Genomic DNA, 19,173 nt, shown 5'->3' on the forward strand with positions numbered 1-19,173 from the left:
CCGGCATTCGGGATCGGCTTGCCTTGATCCGGGCGACGATGCCCGGCTTTATTCGGACGGGCAAAATGGCAGCAAAGACGATCAAAATGCAAGGGCCTGCCGTCTTTTGGCACGCCTTGGCCGAGGCTTTCCACCACAGATCACGCTCCTTGGCGTGCAGGGGCGCTTGCGGGGGCGGCCCGCCTCGCCCATAACAAGGGCAGGCCATGCATGTCATGCGCCTGTGTGGACAGGTCCGGCCAAGGACTATCCGAATGAAGAGAGAATGGGATGAGTGCCGTGGCAGAGACTGTGAACACGCCGGATGACGGGCAGAAAAGTTTCCGGCTGCATGATCGCCCGGTCACGGCCCGGCCAATCGAGCCGGCGCTCTATCTGGTGGCAACCCCGATCGGCAACCTCTCCGACATCACGCTGCGGGCTCTGGAAGTGCTGGCCGGGGCCGATGTTCTGGCCTGCGAGGATACCCGCGTCACCCGCGTGCTTCTGGATCGCTATGGCATCACCACCCGTCCTTATGCGTACCACGAATATAATGCCGAAGAGGTCGGACCGAAGCTGATCGAGGCGCTGGCCTCAGGTAAATCCGTGGCGCTGGTTTCCGATGCGGGGACGCCGCTGGTGTCCGATCCGGGATATCGGCTGGCGAAGCTTGCCATCGAGGCGGGGCTGCGGGTTGTGCCATTGCCGGGGCCATCAGCGCCGCTTGCCGCCCTGGTCGGCTCCGGCCTGCCCAACGATGCCTTCCTGTTTGCGGGCTTTCTGCCCACCAAGGACAAGGCCCGCCGTGACCGGCTGGCGCAATGGGCGGCAACACCGGCAACGCTGATCTTCTTTGAATCGCCGCATCGGATCGGCGCGACCCTTGCCGCCGCTCGCGAGGTGTTGGGCGCGGAGCGCAGCGCCTGCGTCTGCCGCGAACTGACCAAGACATTCGAGGAATTCCGGCGCGGCACTCTGGCAGAATTATCCGACTGGTACGATGACGAGCGCCAGGTCAAGGGTGAAATCGTGCTGGTGGTCGGGCCGCCGCTTCCCTCCGGCCCCCCCGATGCCGCCGATGTCGACCGGTTGCTGGTGCAGCTCGCGCAAACCTTGCCGACAGCGGGGGCGGCAACTGAGGCCGCCCGCCAGACCGGCCTGCCGCGCAAGGATCTCTATCAACGCCTGCTGGAGTTGAAGGCCGGGTGAGGGTTCAGGAAAAAAGGCCGAAAGACACATCCGGCGCAGCGCGCAAGCGGGCCGAGCGGCGTGGCCGTTGGTCGGAATATCTGGCGGCTGCCTATCTGCTGTTGAAGGGTTACCGGATCGTCGCCTTGCGTTACAAAACCCGCTCAGGTGAAATCGACCTTATCGTTCGGCGCGGCGATCTGGTCGTGCTGGTCGAGGTCAAGGCGCGTGCCACGCAGCAATCCGCCGTCGACGCGGTGAGTTTTGAGAGCCAGCGCCGCATTCGCGCTGCCGGAGATCTCTGGCTGTGCCGTCAGCCGGATGCCAGCCGCCTGTCGATCCGCTGCGACATTGTCGCGGTCTTGCCCTGGCGCTGGCCCCGGCACTTTTCTGGTGCTTTTTGATAATCCACTACCCCAGAGTATACCGAGTATTTATAGTAAGCATTTACATGGGATATTTTGTGAGGAATTCATTTTCACTGCCAATATGACTGTGCTGTCACAAAATATTCAATTCTCTGTCATCTTGGCTCACTATGGGCATGCTCACCCCAGATTGGCGGAGAGGATCTACCATGTTCAAAAAGCTTTCGATGGCGGCGCTGGCCGTGACCGTATCGACCACATCATCATTTGCCGCAACCAACATCAGCTGGTGGCACGGCATGGGTGGCCGCAACGGCGAAGTCATCAATGAACTGTCGCAGAAGTTCAACGCGTCCCAGGGCGAATGCGTTTTGACGCCTGTGTCGAAGGGCTCCTACGAAGAAGCGCTGGCGGCTGGCATCGCGGCATTCCGTTCGCACGATCAGCCCAACATTCTTCAGGTGTTCGATGCTGGCTCCGCCACGATCATCAATGCCAAGGGTGCGACCATTCCGGCGGAAGATCTGCTGTTGAAAGCTGGTTACAAGTTTGACCGCAGCGCTTTCATCGAAGGTGTTCGCTACTTCTACGCCGACAAGACCGGCAAATTTGTCGGCATGCCATTCAACTCCTCGGCGCCTATTCTCTATATCAACACCGAAGCCCTGAAAAAGGCTGGCGTTGAAGCGCCAAAGACCTGGGAAGAGTTTGAAGCCATTGCACCAAAGCTGAAGGCTGCCGGTTATATTCCGCTGGTTCAGTCGCAGCTGACATGGGAATTCACCGAGAACTTCTTCTCGCGCAACAATATCCAGTTTGCTTCGAACAACAATGGTTATGACGGTCTTGCGGGGACCACCATCAACGTGACCGATCCAAACCATGTGATGATGTATGACAAGCTGAAGGCCTGGAAGGACGAAGGTTACTTCGCCTATTACGGCGCAGGCTGGAACGACAACCAGAAGCCTTTTGAAGAAGGTAAGGTTGCTCTGTGGGTTGGCTCTTCCGGCTCGTTCGGTGGCTTGCAGAAGACGGCTTCCATGCCATTTTCCGCAACGTTTTTGCCATACTGGGGCTCCATCAAGGGTGCAGGCGTGCATAGCTTCATCGGCGGCGCTGCCCTATATGCCATGTCCGGCAAGACGGAAGCTGAAAACAAGTGCACAGCTGCTTTCTTCAACTTCCTGACCTCGCCTGACATCCAGAAATTCTATCACCAGTCCACCGGTTATGTTGCCATCACCACGGCTGCCTACGAGCTGACCAAGAAGGAAGGCTATTACGAGAAGAACCCGGTTGCCGAAGTGGGCATCAAGCAGCTGTCGCTGCCGGGCGCTGAGTGGGACAAGGGCTATCGCCTTGGCTTCTACCCGCAGATCCGCTCGGTGATGGAACGTGAATACAACAAGATCTTCTCAGGCGAAGTCACGCCAAAGGCGGCGATGGAAACCATCAAGAAGGAAGCGGACGAAATCCTGGCGCGCTTTGCCAAGACCGCAGGCTGATACCTTAAAAATCCAGAGATGATGTCACCCGGAGGCGATCCATCGCCTCCGGGACTTGCTTTGAAAGGTTGCCGCGATGAAGCGTGTCCAGTTCAACTCGCGATTTCTGCCCTATTTCTTCCTGGCTCCGCAGTTTTGCATCGTGGCCATCTTCTTCTATTGGCCGGCGGTGCAGGCCATCCAATCGTCCTTTTACATCGAAGATCCCTTCGGCTTTGGCGCGACCTTTGTAGGGTTGGCCAATTATACCGATATGCTGAGCTCCCCAGAATATCGAAAAATCGCGCTGTTTACGCTGTGCTTCAGTGTCCTGGTGACGTTTTTGGTGCTGTCGATCGGAACCGTGCTCGCCGTCAAGGCTGATGCCGTGATCCGCGGACAATCGGCCTACAAAACCCTGCTGATCGTCGTCTATGCCATCGCGCCGCCGGTGGCCGGGTTGATCGGCATGATGTTCTTCGACCAGCATATCGGTCCGTTCGTGAAATTCGTGGCGCTGTTTGGCTGGGACATGAAGGTCGGCCTCAATTATTTCGACACCGCCTTTGCCATGGTGGCCATCGCCGTGTGGAACCAGATTCCCTACAATTTCATCTTCATTCTCTCTGGTCTTCAAGGCATTCCGGCTTCGGTGCGCGAAGCCGCCACATTGGATTGCCGCTCCGGCACGCGCCGGTTCTGGACCGTGACCATGCCGCTTTTGACACCAACGGCGTTTTTCCTGCTGGTCGTCAACATGACCTATTCGCTGTTCGATACGTTTGCGGTGATCGATGTGATCGTCAAGGACAAGGCGGCGGATAACCCGATCACCTTGGTCTACAAGGTCTATCTCGATGGCTTCCGCGGCAATGACATCGGCTCTTCTTCCGCGCAGTCGGTGATCCTGATGGTCGTCGTGCTGGTTTTGACAATGATCCAGTTCCGCTTCATCGAGCGGCGCGTCCATTACGGTTGAGGAGAAGACCATGTATAAAACCAAACTCTTCGACCATGTCATTCTGATCATCGGCGTGATCATGATGATCGGCCCGCTGGTGGTGGCTTTTGCTACCTCCTCCCATACGGCCGCCGAAATCCACCAGAAGGGCCTGATGCTCTCCATGGGCGGGCATCTGGGCGAGACCTATAACAAGGTATTGTTTGCCCAGACCGGCTTTAACGGCAAGGTCACGGGTCTCAGCATGCTGCTCAATTCGCTGATCCTTGGCCTTGGCTTTGCCATTGGCAAGATTGTGCTCTCCATGATGGCGGCCTACGCCATTGTCTATTTCCGCTTTCGCTTTGCCACACTGGCGTTCTGGATCATCTTCACCACGCTGCTGTTGCCATTGGAAGTGCGCATCATCCCCTCTTACAAGGTGGCGAGTGATCTGGGCCTTTTGAACTCCTACACCGGCCTGATCCTGCCATTGCTGGCGTCTGCCACGGGCACTTTCTTTTTCCGGCAATTCTTTAAATCTGTACCGGAAGAATTGCTGGAAGCCGCCCGCATCGACGGTGCCGGTCCGTTCAAATTCCTGATCGATATTTTGATCCCACTGTCGCGCACCATGATTGCGGCGGTGTTCATCATCATGTTCGTCTATGGCTGGAACCAGTATCTTTGGCCCATGCTGATGACCACGGATGAGAGCTTCTACACGCTGATGCGCGGTATCAAGCAGATCCTTCAGGTCTGGGTGGGCGCACAGATTCCCGATTATAACGAAGCCTTTGCCATGGCCGTGCTCGCTATGCTGCCCCCGATTATTATCGTGGTGGTGTTCCAGAGCTGGTTCATCAAGGGTCTCACCGAAACCGACAAGTAAAGGACAGTCCCATGGCTTCCATCGATATCAATCAGGTCTCGAAAATCTATGACGGCGGTGTGCGTGCGGTCAACAGCGTCGACATCCAGATCAATGACGGCGAATTTATCGTGCTGGTCGGCCCCTCCGGCTGTGGAAAATCCACCCTGCTGCGCATGGTGGCTGGGCTGGAAAGCATATCCGAGGGCGTGGTGCGCATTGGTGACCGGGTGGTCAACACGGTTGAACCGGCGGACCGCGACATTGCCATGGTTTTCCAGAATTACGCGCTCTACCCGCATATGACCGTGCGGCAGAACCTGGCCTATGGCCTGAAGAACCGTAAGACGCCAAAGGCGGAAATCGAAGCCCGGGTGGCTGAGGCCACCCGGATGCTGGAACTGCAACCCTATCTGGATCGCAAACCCAAGGCGCTGTCCGGTGGCCAGCGCCAGCGCGTTGCCATGGGTCGTGCCATCGTGCGCAAACCGGCCGTTTTCCTGTTCGATGAGCCGCTGTCCAATCTCGATGCCAAGCTGCGCGTCTCCATGCGCGTTGAGATCCGCAAGCTGCAACGCCGACTTGGTACGACGTCGATCTATGTGACGCATGACCAGTTGGAAGCCATGACGTTGGCCGACCGGCTGGTGGTGCTGAACGGTGGCCGGATCGAGCAGATCGGCACGCCGCTCGAAGTCTATCACGCGCCCGCCTCGACCTTTGTCGCCAGCTTCATCGGCTCTCCCGCCATGAACCTTGTCACTGGCCGCCTGGATGGCAATCGTCTGTCGCTTTGGCCGGTCAGCTTCACCTTCGAGGGCGAGACCGATTATCGCGGCGAAGTGACGATCGGCCTTCGGGCCGAAGATCTGACGGTTGCAGCTCCCGGCCAGCCCTATCTGCCGTTCCGGGTCGATTATGTGGAAGAACTGGGGGCCGTCCGTCTCGTGCACGGTTTTGTCGGCGATCAGGCGATTTGCGCCTCCCTACCGGTTTCGACCGTATTGTCGAATGAGATGCGGCTTGGGGTCGATCCGCAAAAATTCCATTTCTTCGACAGGGAAGGCCGCCGTCTTGCTCTGCCGTTTGCCACGGCTCAGATGACCTTCGGGGCTCAGGCTGAGACTGTAGAGGCCTGAAACGCGGGTCGGCTCACGCCAGTGTCAGCGAGAGCCGATTGTCCTTTTCCCCTTTACCGGTTTCCTGGGCAAACGCTAAAATGCATGTGACTGGATTAACCCGAATTTGATAGAAGTCTCATAAAATTACGGGACTACAAGGGGGACGTCTATGCCAGTCAAGCTTTTGTTCGCAGCCATGGCCGGGGCAGCCATGGCTTTGCCGCGTTTTAGAGCGGAAGACACGCCACCGCTGGTCGCCGCCAATGCCGGGAATTTGAGCCTGCAACCGGCGCCAATCAATCCGGACTGGATACTCGAGGGTGATCCGCAGGCTCGGCTGGCTAATCACTCGCAAAGTCCTGATGAAGCAAGCTCTACAGCTGTCTGGGATTGCACCGCTGGAAGTTTCCGCTGGTATTTCGGCTGGGACGAGACCGTGGTGATCCAGGAGGGCGAAGTGCATGTGACCGCGCAGGATGGCACCGAGCGATTGCTGAAGACCGGCGATATCGCCTATTTCAAGGGCGGAACCTGGGCCACCTGGCGCATCGAGACCTATGTGCGCAAGATCGCCTTTCTGCGTAAGCCTTTCCCGGAGCCAATCGCAACGCTTTACCGGCTTCGAAATGCTCTGCGGAGTGGATCACGCGCCCCGATTTGAGCGGTTGAAAATTTGGCCTCTGCCGGACGTTGCGTTCGCGGTCGCCGCGTCCTAAATCTTCCTCCAAATGCAACGCGAGAAAGATTATGGCCCAGATCCGCAATGTCGCCGTCCAGATGGACCATGTATCCTCCATCAATATTTCAGGGGATTCCACCTTCGCCATGAGCCTGGAAGCTCAGGCCCGCGGCTATAAGCTGTTCCATTATACACCCGACCGGCTGACCATGCGCGATGGCCGCGTCTATGCGACGGTGGAGCCGATGGAAGTGCGCGATGTGAAGGGCGATCACTTCACCCTCGGCAGCCCGGAGCGCGTCGATCTGTCGACGATGGATGTGGTGCTGCTGCGCCAGGACCCGCCATTCGACATGGCTTATATCACCGCCACCCATATGCTGGAGCGCATTCACCCGAAGACGCTTGTTGTCAACGATCCGGCCTGGGTGCGCAATTCGCCGGAAAAGATCTTCGTCACCGAATATGCCGACCTGATGCCGCCAACGCTGATCACCCGCGACCCGGCGGAAATTGCCGCTTTCCGGGCCGAACAGGGCGATATTATCCTGAAGCCGCTCTACGGCAATGGCGGGGCAGGGGTGTTCCATTCCACCCGTGACGACCGCAATTTTTCCTCGCTGATGGAAATGTTCGGCCAGATGTTCCGCGAACCCTTTATCGCCCAGGGCTATTTGCCTGCCGTGCGCAAGGGCGACAAGCGGATCATCCTGGTGGACGGTGAACCCGTCGGCGCGATTAACCGGGTGCCTGCCGAGCATGATGCGCGCTCCAACATGCATGCGGGAGGCAAGCCGGAACCAACGGAACTGACGACTCGCGAGCGTGAAATCTGCGCCCGGATCGGGCCTGCGCTGCGCGAACGCGGCTTCCTGCTGGTCGGCATCGATGTGATCGGCGATTATATGACTGAGATCAACGTTACCTCGCCAACCGGCATCCGCGAGGTCAAGAATTTCGGTGGCGCCGATATCGCCAGCTTGCTTTGGAACGCCATCGAGAAAAAGCGGTCCTGATCCTGTTCGACAATTGATCGGAGAGTGTTTTCTGCGCCCCGCCACGTTGGGTTTGATAAAACTTTGGCGTTGCGGGGTGCTGGAAGCGTTCCCTTTTGTTCTGAAAGCACAACCGAATACAACCATTTTGCCCTCGAAACGGGTCTTTGTTCATTTATTGTTCTTGTCGTCACTTCTTTTTCATGCAAAACTACGGTTGCAGGAAATTGCAGCATGCCCGTTACGGACTTTGCTCGATGTCTTGATTTAAAATATTGATTTTAAACGCATTTTCTCTTTTTCGTCCGGCGAAATCCATGAAATTGCGTAGGGGCGGATGGACCGCTGCCGGCAAGGGGGCTGGGATATGGTTGCACGGGTGGGTACGGTTGCGTTTCAGGGCATTGATGGCGTGCCTGTCGATGTGCAGGTCATGGTCGCACCCGGCAAGATCGGCGTGCAGATCGTCGGCCTGCCGGACAAGGCGGTGGCCGAAAGCCGGGAACGAGTTCAGGCGGCCCTGCATGCCTCCGGACTGGCGCTGCCGCCCAAGCGGGTCACAATCAATCTGGCGCCTGCGGATCTGCCCAAGGAAGGGTCGCATTTCGATCTGGCCATCGCCCTTGGCCTGATGGCCGCGCTCGGCGCCATTCCTGCCGATGTGCTGGGCGATTATCTTGTGGTTGGTGAGCTGAACCTGGATGGCACGATTGCTGCCGTTGCCGGTGCTCTGCCAGCGGCGATGGCAGCCAATGCACTTGGCAAAGGGCTGATCTGCCCGGCGGATAGCGGCCCGGAGGCAGCCTGGGCGGGCTCAGACATGGATATTCTCGCCCCCCGCAGCCTGATTGCGCTCGCCAATCATTTTCGTGGCACCCAAGTTCTGACGCGCCCGAACCCGGCCAGCCGGGCGCTGCCGGGCAACCTGCCTGACCTCGCCGATATTCGCGGTCAGGAAAGCGCCAAGCGGGCGTTGGAAGTGGCCGCTGCCGGGGGCCACAACCTGCTGATGGTTGGCCCGCCAGGATCGGGGAAATCCATGCTGGCGGCCCGCCTGCCGTCCATTCTGCCGGTCCTGTCGGCGCCAGAGCTTCTGGATGTGTCGATGATCCATTCCATCGCCGGGCAATTGGCGGGTGGAAAATTGTCGGACCGTAGACCGTTTCGCACGCCGCATCATTCCGCCACCATGGCGGCGCTGGTTGGCGGCGGCTTGCGCGCCCGGCCGGGCGAGGCTTCGCTTGCCCATAACGGCGTGTTGTTTCTCGATGAATTTCCGGAATTTTCTCCACAAGTGCTGGATGCCTTGCGCCAGCCGCTGGAAAGCGGCGAATGCGTCATTGCCCGCGCCAATCACCGCGTCACCTATCCGGCCAGTTTTCAGTTGATTGCCGCGATGAACCCCTGCCGTTGCGGTATGGCGGGTGAGCCGGGGCATACCTGCGCGCGCGGCATTCGCTGCCTGACCGAATATCAGGGCCGGATTTCCGGTCCGCTGCTGGATCGGATCGATATTCGCATCGATGTCCCCGCCGTTTCGGCCATGGACCTGATCAAGCCGATGGCAGCCGAAAAAAGCGCCGATGTCGCCCGCCGCGTCGCTGTCGCTCGACAGCGGCAAACGGAACGGTTTATCGAGGCGGGCGTGCCTGAAATCCGCATGAATGCACGGTGCTCGACGGCGCTGATTGAAAAACTGGCCGCACCGGACGCTGCCGGTTTGCAGCTGTTGCGAGATGCAGCGGAGAAGTTCAAATTCTCGGCCCGCGCCTATCATAGAGTGTTGAAAGTGGCGAGGACATTGGCCGATCTGGATGGCTCAGAGGCACTTGGTCGGATTCATCTGGCCGAGGCAATTTCCTACCGCATTCCCTCGGAACGCCTGACGGCTGCTGCATAACGAAACAGGACTGCGCCTGCTGCTGTAGCCCTCAGACTGCTGACAAAGGCTGCATTTATCCTCGACGTCATGCTCAGCCTTGTGCCGAGTATCTACGCACGTCAATTTAAGTAACAACGTCAATGGCTTAATCAGCCACAACAGATCCTCGGGACAAGCCCGAGGATGACGAAATGCCGAGATCGGGGTTTGTCAACAAACTGAGGGCTACACCTTATGCTGTAGCCCTCGTCTTCATTGTTTGATGCCGCCAATGTATGGCACAGCGCATTGAATGTGATTATTCGCCAAGGCCTGCAAACAGTGCCGTCGACAGATACCGTTCGGCAAAGGAGGGAATGATCACCACGATGGTCTTTCCGGCATTCTCCGGGCGCTGTCCAACCTTGATGGCGGCGGTGAGGGCGGCACCTGAGGAAATGCCGACTGGCACGCCTTCCAGCCGGGCGACCAGCCGGGCCAGTTCAAACGCCTCGTCATTGGTAACGGTGACAACTTCGTCATAGATTCCGGTATCGAGGATCTTCGGTGCAAAACCGGCGCCGATGCCCTGGATCTTGTGGGGGCCGGGATTGCCGCCCGACAGAACCGGGCTGTCGGCAGGTTCCACGGCGATCACCTGAACAGACGGTTTCTTGGCTTTCAGCACCTGGCCGGTGCCGGTAATCGTGCCGCCAGTGCCGATGCCGGAAACGAAAATATCGACCTCGCCATTGGTGTCGTTCCAGATTTCTTCCGCTGTGGTCTTGCGGTGGATTTCCGGATTGGCCGGGTTTTCAAACTGCTGCGGGATGATCGCGTCGGGAATGGTCGCGGCCAGTTCCTCGGCCTTGGCAATCGCGCCCTTCATGCCCTTGGGACCTTCGGTCAGCACCAGTTCGGCGCCCAACAGAGCCAGCATCTTGCGACGCTCGATGGACATGGTTTCCGGCATGGTCAGGATCAGGCGATAGCCTTTGGCGGCGGCGGCAAAGGCGAGCGCAATGCCGGTATTGCCGGAGGTCGGCTCGACCAGAACGGTCTTGCCCGGTGTGATCGTCCCCTGGGTTTCCAGGCTCTCGATCATCGCCACACCGATACGGTCCTTGACGGAGGCAATCGGGTTGAAGAATTCCAGCTTGGCCAGAAGATGAGCCTTGACGCCCTTTTCCTTCGCCAGCTTGTCCAGCCGCACGATCGGCGTATCGCCGATGGTCTCGGTGATCGAACCATAGATGCGGCCGCGGCCAGGCTTCTTTGCTTCAGACATGTGTGGTCCTCCAGAATAACGGGCTTTGCAGGGACAATAGGACCAAATCACCCAAGCGACCAGAACCCTTTGCCTATCGCCGTGGTTTCGGGGAGAAAAAACCCGCTGCAAAGCCAGCGGAAACAAATGTTTATTTCACGCCGCCTTTGTGGCGATATAGGCGGCGGTTCCGGCCAGAATGCTGGCGGCGGCCCGGTTGAGCAGTTTCAGCGCCGATGGCTGTTTCAGAAGCAGACGGGCTTTGGCAGCCAGAAGAATATAGGGAATGAGTACGGCCATCAGCACGACGAAAGTCGTGCCGACCAATAGCCCGTAATCCGACGGGCCGATGGCCTGAAGTGGAATGAGGGTCGGCACCAGGGCCACGTAGAACAGCATGGTCTTCGGATTGCCAAGCGTCACGAACAGGCCGGATAGGAAGGACGCCAACACGCCCGCACTTTTGCGTGCCTCAATATTTTGCGGCAAAAGCCCTGCCGTCCAGAGCTTCCAGGCGATATAGGCCAGATAGAGCGTGCCTGCGAATTTGATGATCATGAACGGCGTCACGAAGGTCTGGGCAATATAGGCAAGGCCCAGAATGACGGCGGTCAGGTAGCAGAGATCACCTAGAATCAAACCCAGTCCCATGAAAAAGGTCGGGCGAAAGCCGGAGCCAAGCGCCCGCGCCACGATCGCCGTCATGCCCGGGCCGGGAATGGCAGCGGCAATGAACAGGGCTCCGGCATAGGCAAGCAGGCTGGCAAGGGTCATGAAATCACTCCATCAATACACGCAGTGCTAATCCGCCCGGCTGCAACTTGCAACGGTGACACGATTGAAATTGCCCGGTACGGCACTTTCTGCTCTTTCAGTGGATATAGCTTTCCGCCAAGGAGACATCATGCCCACCACCACGTCACTTCTTGCCTTTGCCCTGATCTGCCTTGGCATGGCGCTGACACCCGGCCCGAATATGGTCTATCTCGTGTCGCGTTCCATTTGTCAGGGACCGATGGCCGGACTGATTTCGCTGGGTGGTGTCGCGCTGGGCTTCCTGATCTACATGCTGATGTCGGTGCTGGGGATTACGGTGCTGCTAATGGCCGTGCCCTATGCCTATGAGGCGCTGAAACTGGCCGGTGCGGCCTATCTCGCTTATCTTGCCTGGCAGGCGGTCAGGCCCGGCGGTCGTTCGCCGTTTCAGGTGCGCGACCTGCCCAAGGACAGCCCAAGACGGCTGTTTGCCATGGGCCTCGTGACCAATCTTCTCAATCCGAAAGTGGCTGTTCTCTATCTGTCGCTGCTACCGCAATTCATCGATCCGAACAGCGGCAGCGTTTTTCTGCAATCACTGTTTCTCGGCCTCACCCAGATCGCCATCGGTACGACGATCAACGGAGTGATCGCGCTGACTGCCGGCTCCATCGCCCTGTTCCTCAGCCGCCGCCCGCTCTGGATCATGGTGCAGCGCTGGCTGATGGGTACGGTACTGGCTGTGCTGGCGGTGAGGATGGCAACGCAGGCGCAGCGCTGATGTTAAAAATCGGCCATAGGCGACAGCATGAGTGGCCCAACTGCGGCCTCCAGCCCGAGGCCCGACATCATCAAGGAGCAGGAGCCTTCGTAAGGTACAGGCTGGCTTTCCCACGAGAGGCGATCAGGTGGAAAATAGGTTTCCACAGAGTCGGCTTGAATATTGAGATGCGATAGGATGGCACTTAACGGCGGAATATCCTGAGCGACAATATCCAGAAGCTTCACACCGCCATCGTTGGCGCATTTCCATGCGATAACCGCCTTGAGAGAAGGCAATAGGCTCAACGTAATCGATGCATCGAAATGAGCATTGAGCAGAAACATCTCTGCTTGGCTGACAACGGCGAAGTGGTTGGAGACTGGTTGGCGACAGGCGAGCATGTCACGCAAAAGGGCGAGGTCCGCCGCTTTGCCGAGATCGAGTTTTCGTGCGTTGCCGTTGATAATCGGCTGAAAGGCCGGAACCGGGCCACCAAATTTACGATGCGTTACAACGCGAAAACCATAAGACTGGTAGAGCGCGGGCTTGTCGGTCAGGAGAATTCCGGTTCGATATCCTGCTTGCTCTGCCCACGCATAGGCCCGCTGCATCAGGTCGCGATAAAGGCCACGCCCCCGGAATTCCGGGCGGACTGCGCCGGATTGATAGCCCGCAGCAGTTACCGTCGTCCCATTAATCATGAGGGGCATGACGAAGACTGAAAAATTACCAATGCAGCGGCCGGACCGGTCAAAATATCCAAACGGCATGCATGTGGGATCGGGGCCGCCAAGTTGTTCCTGCGCACCGATATCGATACCGAAGACGTCATGCAGCAGATCAACAAGCCCTTGAAAAGCCGATGGATCGTTGAAATATCCTTGTCGCAATGTTAGCCCGTCCGGCTTCATGATGTCGCTCAGACCCCCGTCGAGCCAAATCCGCCCGTACCCCGCACCGTATCCGATGTTTCTGTAACCTCAATCACCTGCGCCTGCGTCACCGGCGCAATCACCATCTGGGCAATGCGCATGCCACGGGTGATGGTGAAATCCTCGTCTCCAAGATTGATCAGCAGCACTTTTACTTCGCCCCGGTAATCGCTGTCGATGGTGCCTGGGGTGTTGAGACAGGTGATGCCGTTTTTGAAGGCGAGGCCGGAGCGGGGGCGGATCTGCGCTTCAAAGCCCTGGGGGATTTCCATAATCAGCCCGGTTGGCACCAGAGCGCGTTTTCCGGGGGTAAGGGTCAGCGGCTCGGCCTCCGTTACCGCTGCGCGCAGGTCCATGCCAGCCGCACCCGCCGTCTCATAGGCGGGCAATTCCAGCCCTTCGCCATGGGATAGACGCTTGAGATGAAGGCGTGGCGCGGACGTATCGTGCATGGGGGTATCCTTTGTTTGCCGGGGTCAATTGCATATTGAACGCCAAAACGCTAGATAACCGGCCAGTTAAAAGGAATTCCTCACATGGCCGAAACGCTCGCAGAGGCGGTCTCCCGCCGCCGCACCTTCGCTATTATCGCTCACCCGGACGCTGGTAAAACCACGCTGACCGAAAAGCTGCTGCTGTTCGGCGGCGCTATTCAGCTGGCGGGTGAGGTAAAAGCCAAAAAAGACCGTATCCAGACCCGCTCGGACTGGATGAAGATCGAGCGCGAGCGTGGCATTTCCGTCGTCACCTCGGTGATGACGTTCGAGTATGAAGGCAATGTCTTCAATATTCTCGACACGCCCGGCCATGAAGACTTTGCGGACGATACTTATCGCACGCTGACGGCGGTCGATGCCGCCGTTATGGTGATCGATGCCGCCAAGGGCATCGAGCCGCGCACGCTGAAACTGTTCGAAGTCTGCCGGATGCGCGATATTCCGATCATCACCTTCGTCAACAAGATGGACCGCGAAAGCCGGGATATTTTCGAGGTTCTGGATGAAGTAGAAGAAAAGCTGGCGCTGGACACCGCCCCGATCACCTGGCCGGTCGGTCGTTCCAAGAGCTTCTGCGGCTCCTACAATCTGGTCGATAATACCTTCCGTGGCTCCGACAAGCAGGTCGAGGCCTTAGCCGTCAACAGCCCGAAGAATGTCGCGGAAAACCTGCCGGAAAACGAGCGTCAGACCTTTATCGACGAGCTGGAGCTGGCGCAGGAAGCCTGCCGCCCCTTCGACCGGCAGGCCTTTCTGGAAGGCCATATGACCCCGGTATTCTTCGGATCGGCCTTGCGTAATTTCGGCGTGCGCGACCTGATCAATGCGCTGGGCGATTTCGCCCCGCCGCCACGTGACCAGATGGCCGATATCCGCAAGGTGCATGCGGCGGAAGACAAGATGACCGCCTTCGTCTTCAAGATCCAGGCCAATATGGACCCCAATCACCGCGACCGCATCGCCTTTGCGCGGATCTGCTCTGGCAAGCTGGAGCGCGGCATGAAGGCACGGCTGGCGCGCACCGGCAAGCTGATGGGCCTGACAGCGCCGCAATTCTTCTTCGCCTCGCAGCGACAATTGGCCGATACCGCCTTTGCCGGCGACGTGGTGGGCATTCCCAACCACGGCACGCTGCGTATCGGCGATACGCTGACCGAAGGCGAAGCGCTGGTGTTTCAGGGGGTGCCGAACTTTTCGCCGGAAATCCTGCGCCGCGTGCGGCTCGAAGATGCGATGAAGGCCAAGAAGCTGAAGGAAGCCTTGCAGCAGATGGCCGAAGAGGGCGTCGTGCAGCTGTTTTCGCCGGAAGACGGTTCGCCCGCCATTGTCGGCGTGGTCGGGGCCTTGCAGCTCGATGTGCTGAAGGAACGGCTTTCGGGTGAATATACCCTGCCGGTGTCGTTTGAAATGTCGCGCTTTTCCGTCTGCCGCTGGATTTCGTCAGATCAACCCGGCGAACTCGACAAGTTCATGACGGCGCGGCGCGGTGACATCTGCCGGGATCTGGACGGCGACCCGGTGTTCATGGCGCAGGATGCGTTTTCGCTGCGCTATGAGGCAGAACGTTATCCGGCGATCAAGATGGTGGCGATCAAGGAATATCACGTCGCCAAGGCGGCATGATCATTGTTGAAAAGCTTGAGACCGCATCACGATTGAAAGATCGTGATGCGGTCTCAGACTGTTTTCACGCCGCTTCGGCGGACTTTTCCCTCGGCATTTCCATCAGATCCGAGAGGAACGTGTCACACCAATGGTTGACATCGTTGACCAGCAGATGGTCCATCATGCCTTTCCAGCGTTGCTGACGCTCGGCAAGCGGCATATCGAGGGCGCGGGCAATGGCCTGGGCTGTGCCTTCCGTATCGTATGGATTGACCAGCAAGGCCCCCTTCAATTCGCGGGCCGCCCCGGCAAAGCGTGACAGGACGAGAACGCCGGGATCATCGGGGTCCTGGGCGGCAACATATTCCTTGGCAACCAGGTTCATGCCGTCACGCATCGGCGTCACCAGCCCGACCTTGGCCAGCCGATAGAGCCCAGCCAGCACCGGACGTGCCACCGAGCGGGTCATATAGCGGATCGGCACCCAATCCACCGTGCCCAGCGCGCCATTCACGCGCCCGGCCTGTTCGGCCACGGTGCGCTGCATGGCCTCATATTCCGGCACTTCAGAGCGGGATTTCGGGGTGATCTGCAAATAGGTGACTTTGCCCTGATAGTTCGGATTGGCATTGATGAAATGCTCATAGGCATCCAGCCGCTGGGTCAGGCCCTTGGAATAATCCAGCCGGTCTACGCCGATCACCAGTGCCTTGCCTTCAATGCTTTGCGCGGCGCGCTTCACCATGACGTTGCGCACGGCGCGACGCGCATAGGCGGCAAAGGCCGCTGTCTCAATGCCAATCGGATAATGGCCCGCCTTGAACGTCCGATCATGGGATTTGATCTTGTTGCCCGCGATCGCCTCGCCAATCCCCTCGCGTACAAGAGCTCCGACGAAATTGGCATGGTCGAAATCAGTCTGGAAGCCGACCAGATCGTAATGGGCCAGACTTTCGATCAGTGTTTCATAGACCGGCATGGCAAACAGCACATCGGCGGGCGGAAGCGGGATGTGCAGGAAGAAACCGATCCGGTTCTTCACCCCCATCTGCCGCAATTCCTTGGCCAGCGGGATCAGGTGATAATCCTGGACCCAGATCGTATCGTCAGGCTTCAGCAGCGGCACGAGCCGCTCGGCGAAAAACCGGTTAACCCGGAAATAGCCGGTCATGTCCTTGCGGGCATAATCGGTCAGGTCAAGGCGGTAGTGAAACGTTGGCCACAGCACGCGGTTGGCAAAGCCGTGATAATATTCATCGACATCGCGGTCGGTTAGATCCGTCAGGGCGTAAGTGATCTTGCCATCCTCGATCATCGCAAGCTCACCGGCTTCTTCCTCGCCGCTGGAGACGCCCGACCAGCCCATCCAGATGCCGCCCTTGTCCTCAAGGGCAGCGCGTAACGCGACGGCCAAACCTCCCGCCGGCGCCTTATTGGTCTTGTCGGGTACGGGAACACGGTTGGAAACCACAACAAGTCTGCTCATATCATTATCCTTCTTATCGTTGTTCAGCTTTAGCGGGCCAATCTGGCCAGCGTGTCACGCAGGAGCTGCGGGCTCGCCAGAGACTGGCTGGCCACGCTTCCTTCGAGATCGCCGACGCGGATCGACAGGCCGCCCAAGCGGTTGACGCATTCAAACATTGCCTCGTCAGTCACGTCGTCACCAATGGCGATGGCAACCCGGTCGGTGAAGGGCGGCTCGGCCAGATAGGACTGCAAGGCCCGGCCTTTGTCGGCGCTGTCGGGGCGGATTTCGACGACCATCTTGCCGCGTTGCAGCTCATAGCCGGGACCCGCTGCCTGAAAGGCATCCACTATCGCTTTTTCCACCACGTCGGCGCAGGCGGGCGCTTGGCGATAGTGAACGGCGATGGCGGCACCCTTGTCCTCGACTAGCACGCCCGGCCAGGCCTGTTCGAGCTTTGGAAGGCCTTGCTTAACCGCTAGGAAAGCCGCACTTGGCTCACTGCGGATCACCGTGCCTTTAACCGTACGCCGCTCGGTGCCGTGCAATCCGGCAATCGGGAAGTGCTTTGGCGCAAACAGCCGGTCAGCGTAGGCCAAGGCCCGCCCGGTCACGAGAGCAAGTGCCCCGCCCATGCGTCCTGACAGGGCGGCCAGATCGTCTGCCAGACCAACCGGCACACGGATTCCATCCGGGCTCTCGGCAAGATCCAGCAAGGTACCATCAATATCGAGAAACAATGCGTAGCGGTGAGGCTCGGCCTGAAGAAGATCAAACAGCAGCGCTGCTGCGTCTTTTTGCTCGGTTCGAGCTGGCGATCGCTTGATTACCGATTGCTGGTTTTCCATATCCTGCCTCGTTTCACACGACCTGTCGACGCCTAGGTAACGATGGGTGCCCAGTTTGGTTCCCGAAAAATGCAATTAATTGCGCAATGCAGCATAATTGGCGGGGCCGTGACAGGCGCATGGAAAACTGCGATAGATCTGCCCCGCCGCCCACCTTTTCCATCAACAGGAGCCGAGGTGTTGGAGACTATTGACTTCGACGAGGACGATCATGACCGTTCAAAAAAACGATGAAACGCCTCTGCCTCGCATCGCCAATGTCTTGTCGATTGCCGGTTCCGATCCGTCCGGCGGGGCGGGTATTCAGGCCGATCTGAAGGTATTTTCGGCTTTGGGCGTCTATGGCATGGCGGCGTTGACGGCGCTGACGGCCCAGAATACCCAAGGGGTGGCGGGTGTCGAACTGCTTGATCCTGCATTCGTCGCCAGACAGGTTGAGACGGTTTTTGCCGATATCCGAGTCGATGCGGTGAAAATCGGCATGTTGGCCAATGCCGATATCGTCGGCGCTGTAGCCGCTGTGCTTTCAAGCCATCCGGCAGTGCCGGTTATCCTTGATCCGGTCATGGTTGCCAAGGGCGGGGCCGCGCTGCTGGATGACAAGGCAGTTGGCGCGCTGGTCGGGCAGCTCTTGCCGCGGGTCCGCCTGATCACCCCCAACCTGCCGGAGGCTGCCGCACTTCTGCGTGTGGCCGAGGCCGTGGACCGCGACGGCATGGAGGCACAGGCCAGGGCCTTGTTGGGACTGGGTGCCAAGGCGGTGCTTTTGAAGGGTGGGCATTTGCCCGGTAACGAGAGCCCCGATCTGCTGGTCACGCCAACGCTGACCCTGTGGCTGGAAGGCAAAAGGATTGCCACCGCCAACACTCATGGTACCGGTTGCTCGCTGTCCAGCGCGATTGCCGCCGAGCTTGCTAAGGCCATGAACCAAGGGACGAAGGACAGTGGAACAGACGATGCTTTGGCAAAAGCGGTCACGGTGGCAAAGGCCTGGCTGGCTGGCGCAGTCCGGTCCGCCGGACAATTGAGCGTTGGTTCCGGCCACGGACCCGTTCATCATTTTTACCAGACATGGCCGAAGTAGCCGACAGAATGTTATTCCGTCTCTGACCCTGGGAGGGCGCCGATGCTGTCAAGCCAGAGGACGGAGGACCGGCGCCAGCTTTGGTGTTTTGGCAGCAGGACTTCCCGTTGGTTGATGCTACCCCATCGGATGCCCCAGGTATCGGCATCCATGCCCTCGCCTGATGTCAGCAAGGGCGTGCCGCAATCCGGGCAGAAGAACTGATAGCGCGGCCGACCGTTGTCGCCGTATTTCATATAGGATTTAGGTGGACTTCCCGTTAGATGCAGTTTGTCGCGCGGGGTGGAAACCGTGACCCGGAATGGTGAACCTGTCAGGCGCTGACAATCGGTGCAATGGCAAATGCCGACATTCTCAGGGTCGATTTCGGCATGGTAGGTCACCTTGCCACAATGGCATTGTCCTTCGATCTGCATGTCTTAAGCCTCCCGCAGTCCATTCTGCGGGACTATAATGCATAA

19 protein-coding genes are annotated in these 19,173 nt (G+C 58.6%); 12 read left to right on the forward strand and 7 right to left on the reverse strand.

Translation table 11 applies throughout. The features are described 5' to 3' along the window. Positions 1 to 270: 270 nt before the first annotated feature. The 9 genes from rsmI to FS819_RS17950 all read left to right on the forward strand — a co-directional run bounded on the left by rsmI (position 271) and on the right by FS819_RS17950 (position 9,531). Positions 271 to 1,191 (forward strand): 16S rRNA (cytidine(1402)-2'-O)-methyltransferase, encoded by a 921-nt coding sequence (gene rsmI, locus FS819_RS17910; RefSeq protein ID WP_070163814.1) that lies wholly within the window; start codon positions 271 to 273, stop codon positions 1,189 to 1,191. Continuing rightward, a complete protein-coding gene (locus tag FS819_RS17915; protein ID WP_234624716.1) occupies positions 1,188 to 1,574 on the forward strand; it encodes a YraN family protein in 387 nt (128 codons plus the stop codon). Before rsmI ends, FS819_RS17915 begins: the two co-directional genes overlap by 4 nt. A gap of 173 nt (positions 1,575 to 1,747) precedes the next feature. Next, on the forward strand, positions 1,748 to 3,046 hold the full coding sequence (locus tag FS819_RS17920; protein ID WP_156549165.1) for an extracellular solute-binding protein: 1,299 nt from the start codon (positions 1,748 to 1,750) through the stop codon (positions 3,044 to 3,046). A gap of 76 nt (positions 3,047 to 3,122) precedes the next feature. After that, complete coding sequence (locus FS819_RS17925; RefSeq protein WP_156549167.1) at positions 3,123 to 4,004, forward strand: ABC transporter permease subunit; 882 nt, start codon at positions 3,123 to 3,125, stop codon at positions 4,002 to 4,004. A 10-nt stretch (positions 4,005 to 4,014) separates the two neighbouring features. Continuing rightward, positions 4,015 to 4,857: a sn-glycerol-3-phosphate ABC transporter permease UgpE gene (gene ugpE / locus FS819_RS17930; RefSeq protein WP_156549169.1), complete on the forward strand. Its 843-nt coding sequence runs from the start codon at positions 4,015 to 4,017 to the stop codon at positions 4,855 to 4,857. Between the two features lie 11 nt (positions 4,858 to 4,868). Further along, on the forward strand, positions 4,869 to 5,975 hold the full coding sequence (locus FS819_RS17935; RefSeq protein WP_156549170.1) for a sn-glycerol-3-phosphate import ATP-binding protein UgpC: 1,107 nt from the start codon (positions 4,869 to 4,871) through the stop codon (positions 5,973 to 5,975). A 151-nt stretch (positions 5,976 to 6,126) separates the two neighbouring features. Further along, positions 6,127 to 6,618 carry a cupin domain-containing protein gene (locus FS819_RS17940; RefSeq protein WP_156549172.1) on the forward strand — a complete coding sequence of 164 codons (492 nt, stop codon included), beginning with the start codon at positions 6,127 to 6,129 and terminating at the stop codon, positions 6,616 to 6,618. A gap of 86 nt (positions 6,619 to 6,704) precedes the next feature. Further along, positions 6,705 to 7,652: a glutathione synthase gene (gene gshB / locus FS819_RS17945; protein ID WP_156549174.1), complete on the forward strand. Its 948-nt coding sequence runs from the start codon at positions 6,705 to 6,707 to the stop codon at positions 7,650 to 7,652. A 346-nt stretch (positions 7,653 to 7,998) separates the two neighbouring features. After that, positions 7,999 to 9,531: a YifB family Mg chelatase-like AAA ATPase gene (locus FS819_RS17950; RefSeq protein WP_070164041.1), complete on the forward strand. Its 1,533-nt coding sequence runs from the start codon at positions 7,999 to 8,001 to the stop codon at positions 9,529 to 9,531. A gap of 280 nt (positions 9,532 to 9,811) precedes the next feature. Here the strand turns inward: FS819_RS17950 and cysK are convergent, their stop codons facing one another. Then, positions 9,812 to 10,780: a cysteine synthase A gene (gene cysK, locus FS819_RS17955; protein WP_012654775.1), complete on the reverse strand. Its 969-nt coding sequence runs from the start codon at positions 10,778 to 10,780 to the stop codon at positions 9,812 to 9,814. Between the two features lie 135 nt (positions 10,781 to 10,915). Next, the gene (locus FS819_RS17960) at positions 10,916 to 11,533 is read right to left on the reverse strand and encodes a LysE family translocator (protein WP_156549176.1); all 618 of its coding nucleotides are present in this window, start codon (positions 11,531 to 11,533) and stop codon (positions 10,916 to 10,918) included. A 130-nt stretch (positions 11,534 to 11,663) separates the two neighbouring features. On the opposite strand from FS819_RS17960, the gene FS819_RS17965 reads away from it, so the two are divergent. After that, positions 11,664 to 12,296: a LysE family translocator gene (locus FS819_RS17965; protein ID WP_156549178.1), complete on the forward strand. Its 633-nt coding sequence runs from the start codon at positions 11,664 to 11,666 to the stop codon at positions 12,294 to 12,296. A gap of 2 nt (positions 12,297 to 12,298) precedes the next feature. On the opposite strand, the gene FS819_RS17970 is transcribed toward FS819_RS17965, so the two are convergent. Continuing rightward, on the reverse strand, positions 12,299 to 13,189 hold the full coding sequence (locus tag FS819_RS17970; RefSeq protein ID WP_156549179.1) for a GNAT family N-acetyltransferase: 891 nt from the start codon (positions 13,187 to 13,189) through the stop codon (positions 12,299 to 12,301). Between the two features lie 8 nt (positions 13,190 to 13,197). Further along, complete coding sequence (dut, locus tag FS819_RS17975) at positions 13,198 to 13,662, reverse strand: dUTP diphosphatase (protein WP_156549181.1); 465 nt, start codon at positions 13,660 to 13,662, stop codon at positions 13,198 to 13,200. Between the two features lie 84 nt (positions 13,663 to 13,746). Here dut and FS819_RS17980 point away from each other — a divergent pair, with 84 nt between their 5' ends. Further along, positions 13,747 to 15,330 (forward strand): peptide chain release factor 3, encoded by a 1,584-nt coding sequence (locus FS819_RS17980; RefSeq protein ID WP_156549183.1) that lies wholly within the window; start codon positions 13,747 to 13,749, stop codon positions 15,328 to 15,330. Between the two features lie 64 nt (positions 15,331 to 15,394). Here FS819_RS17980 and otsA read toward each other — a convergent pair whose 3' ends face one another. Both otsA and otsB read right to left on the reverse strand, forming a co-directional pair. After that, on the reverse strand, positions 15,395 to 16,798 hold the full coding sequence (gene otsA / locus FS819_RS17985; protein ID WP_156549185.1) for an alpha,alpha-trehalose-phosphate synthase (UDP-forming): 1,404 nt from the start codon (positions 16,796 to 16,798) through the stop codon (positions 15,395 to 15,397). Between the two features lie 29 nt (positions 16,799 to 16,827). After that, entirely contained in the window at positions 16,828 to 17,628 is an 801-nt protein-coding gene (otsB, locus tag FS819_RS17990) for a trehalose-phosphatase (protein ID WP_156549187.1), read from the reverse strand. Between the two features lie 211 nt (positions 17,629 to 17,839). Here otsB and thiD point away from each other — a divergent pair, with 211 nt between their 5' ends. Beyond that, positions 17,840 to 18,712: a bifunctional hydroxymethylpyrimidine kinase/phosphomethylpyrimidine kinase gene (gene thiD / locus FS819_RS17995; RefSeq protein ID WP_156549188.1), complete on the forward strand. Its 873-nt coding sequence runs from the start codon at positions 17,840 to 17,842 to the stop codon at positions 18,710 to 18,712. 11 nt (positions 18,713 to 18,723) lie between these two features. Here thiD and FS819_RS18000 read toward each other — a convergent pair whose 3' ends face one another. After that, positions 18,724 to 19,128: a GFA family protein gene (locus FS819_RS18000; RefSeq protein ID WP_156549191.1), complete on the reverse strand. Its 405-nt coding sequence runs from the start codon at positions 19,126 to 19,128 to the stop codon at positions 18,724 to 18,726. Positions 19,129 to 19,173 lie beyond the last annotated feature (45 nt).

The organism is Allorhizobium sp. Av2 (assembly GCF_021462805.2).
In the GTDB taxonomy this organism is placed as follows: domain Bacteria; phylum Pseudomonadota; class Alphaproteobacteria; order Rhizobiales; family Rhizobiaceae; genus Allorhizobium; species Allorhizobium vitis_G.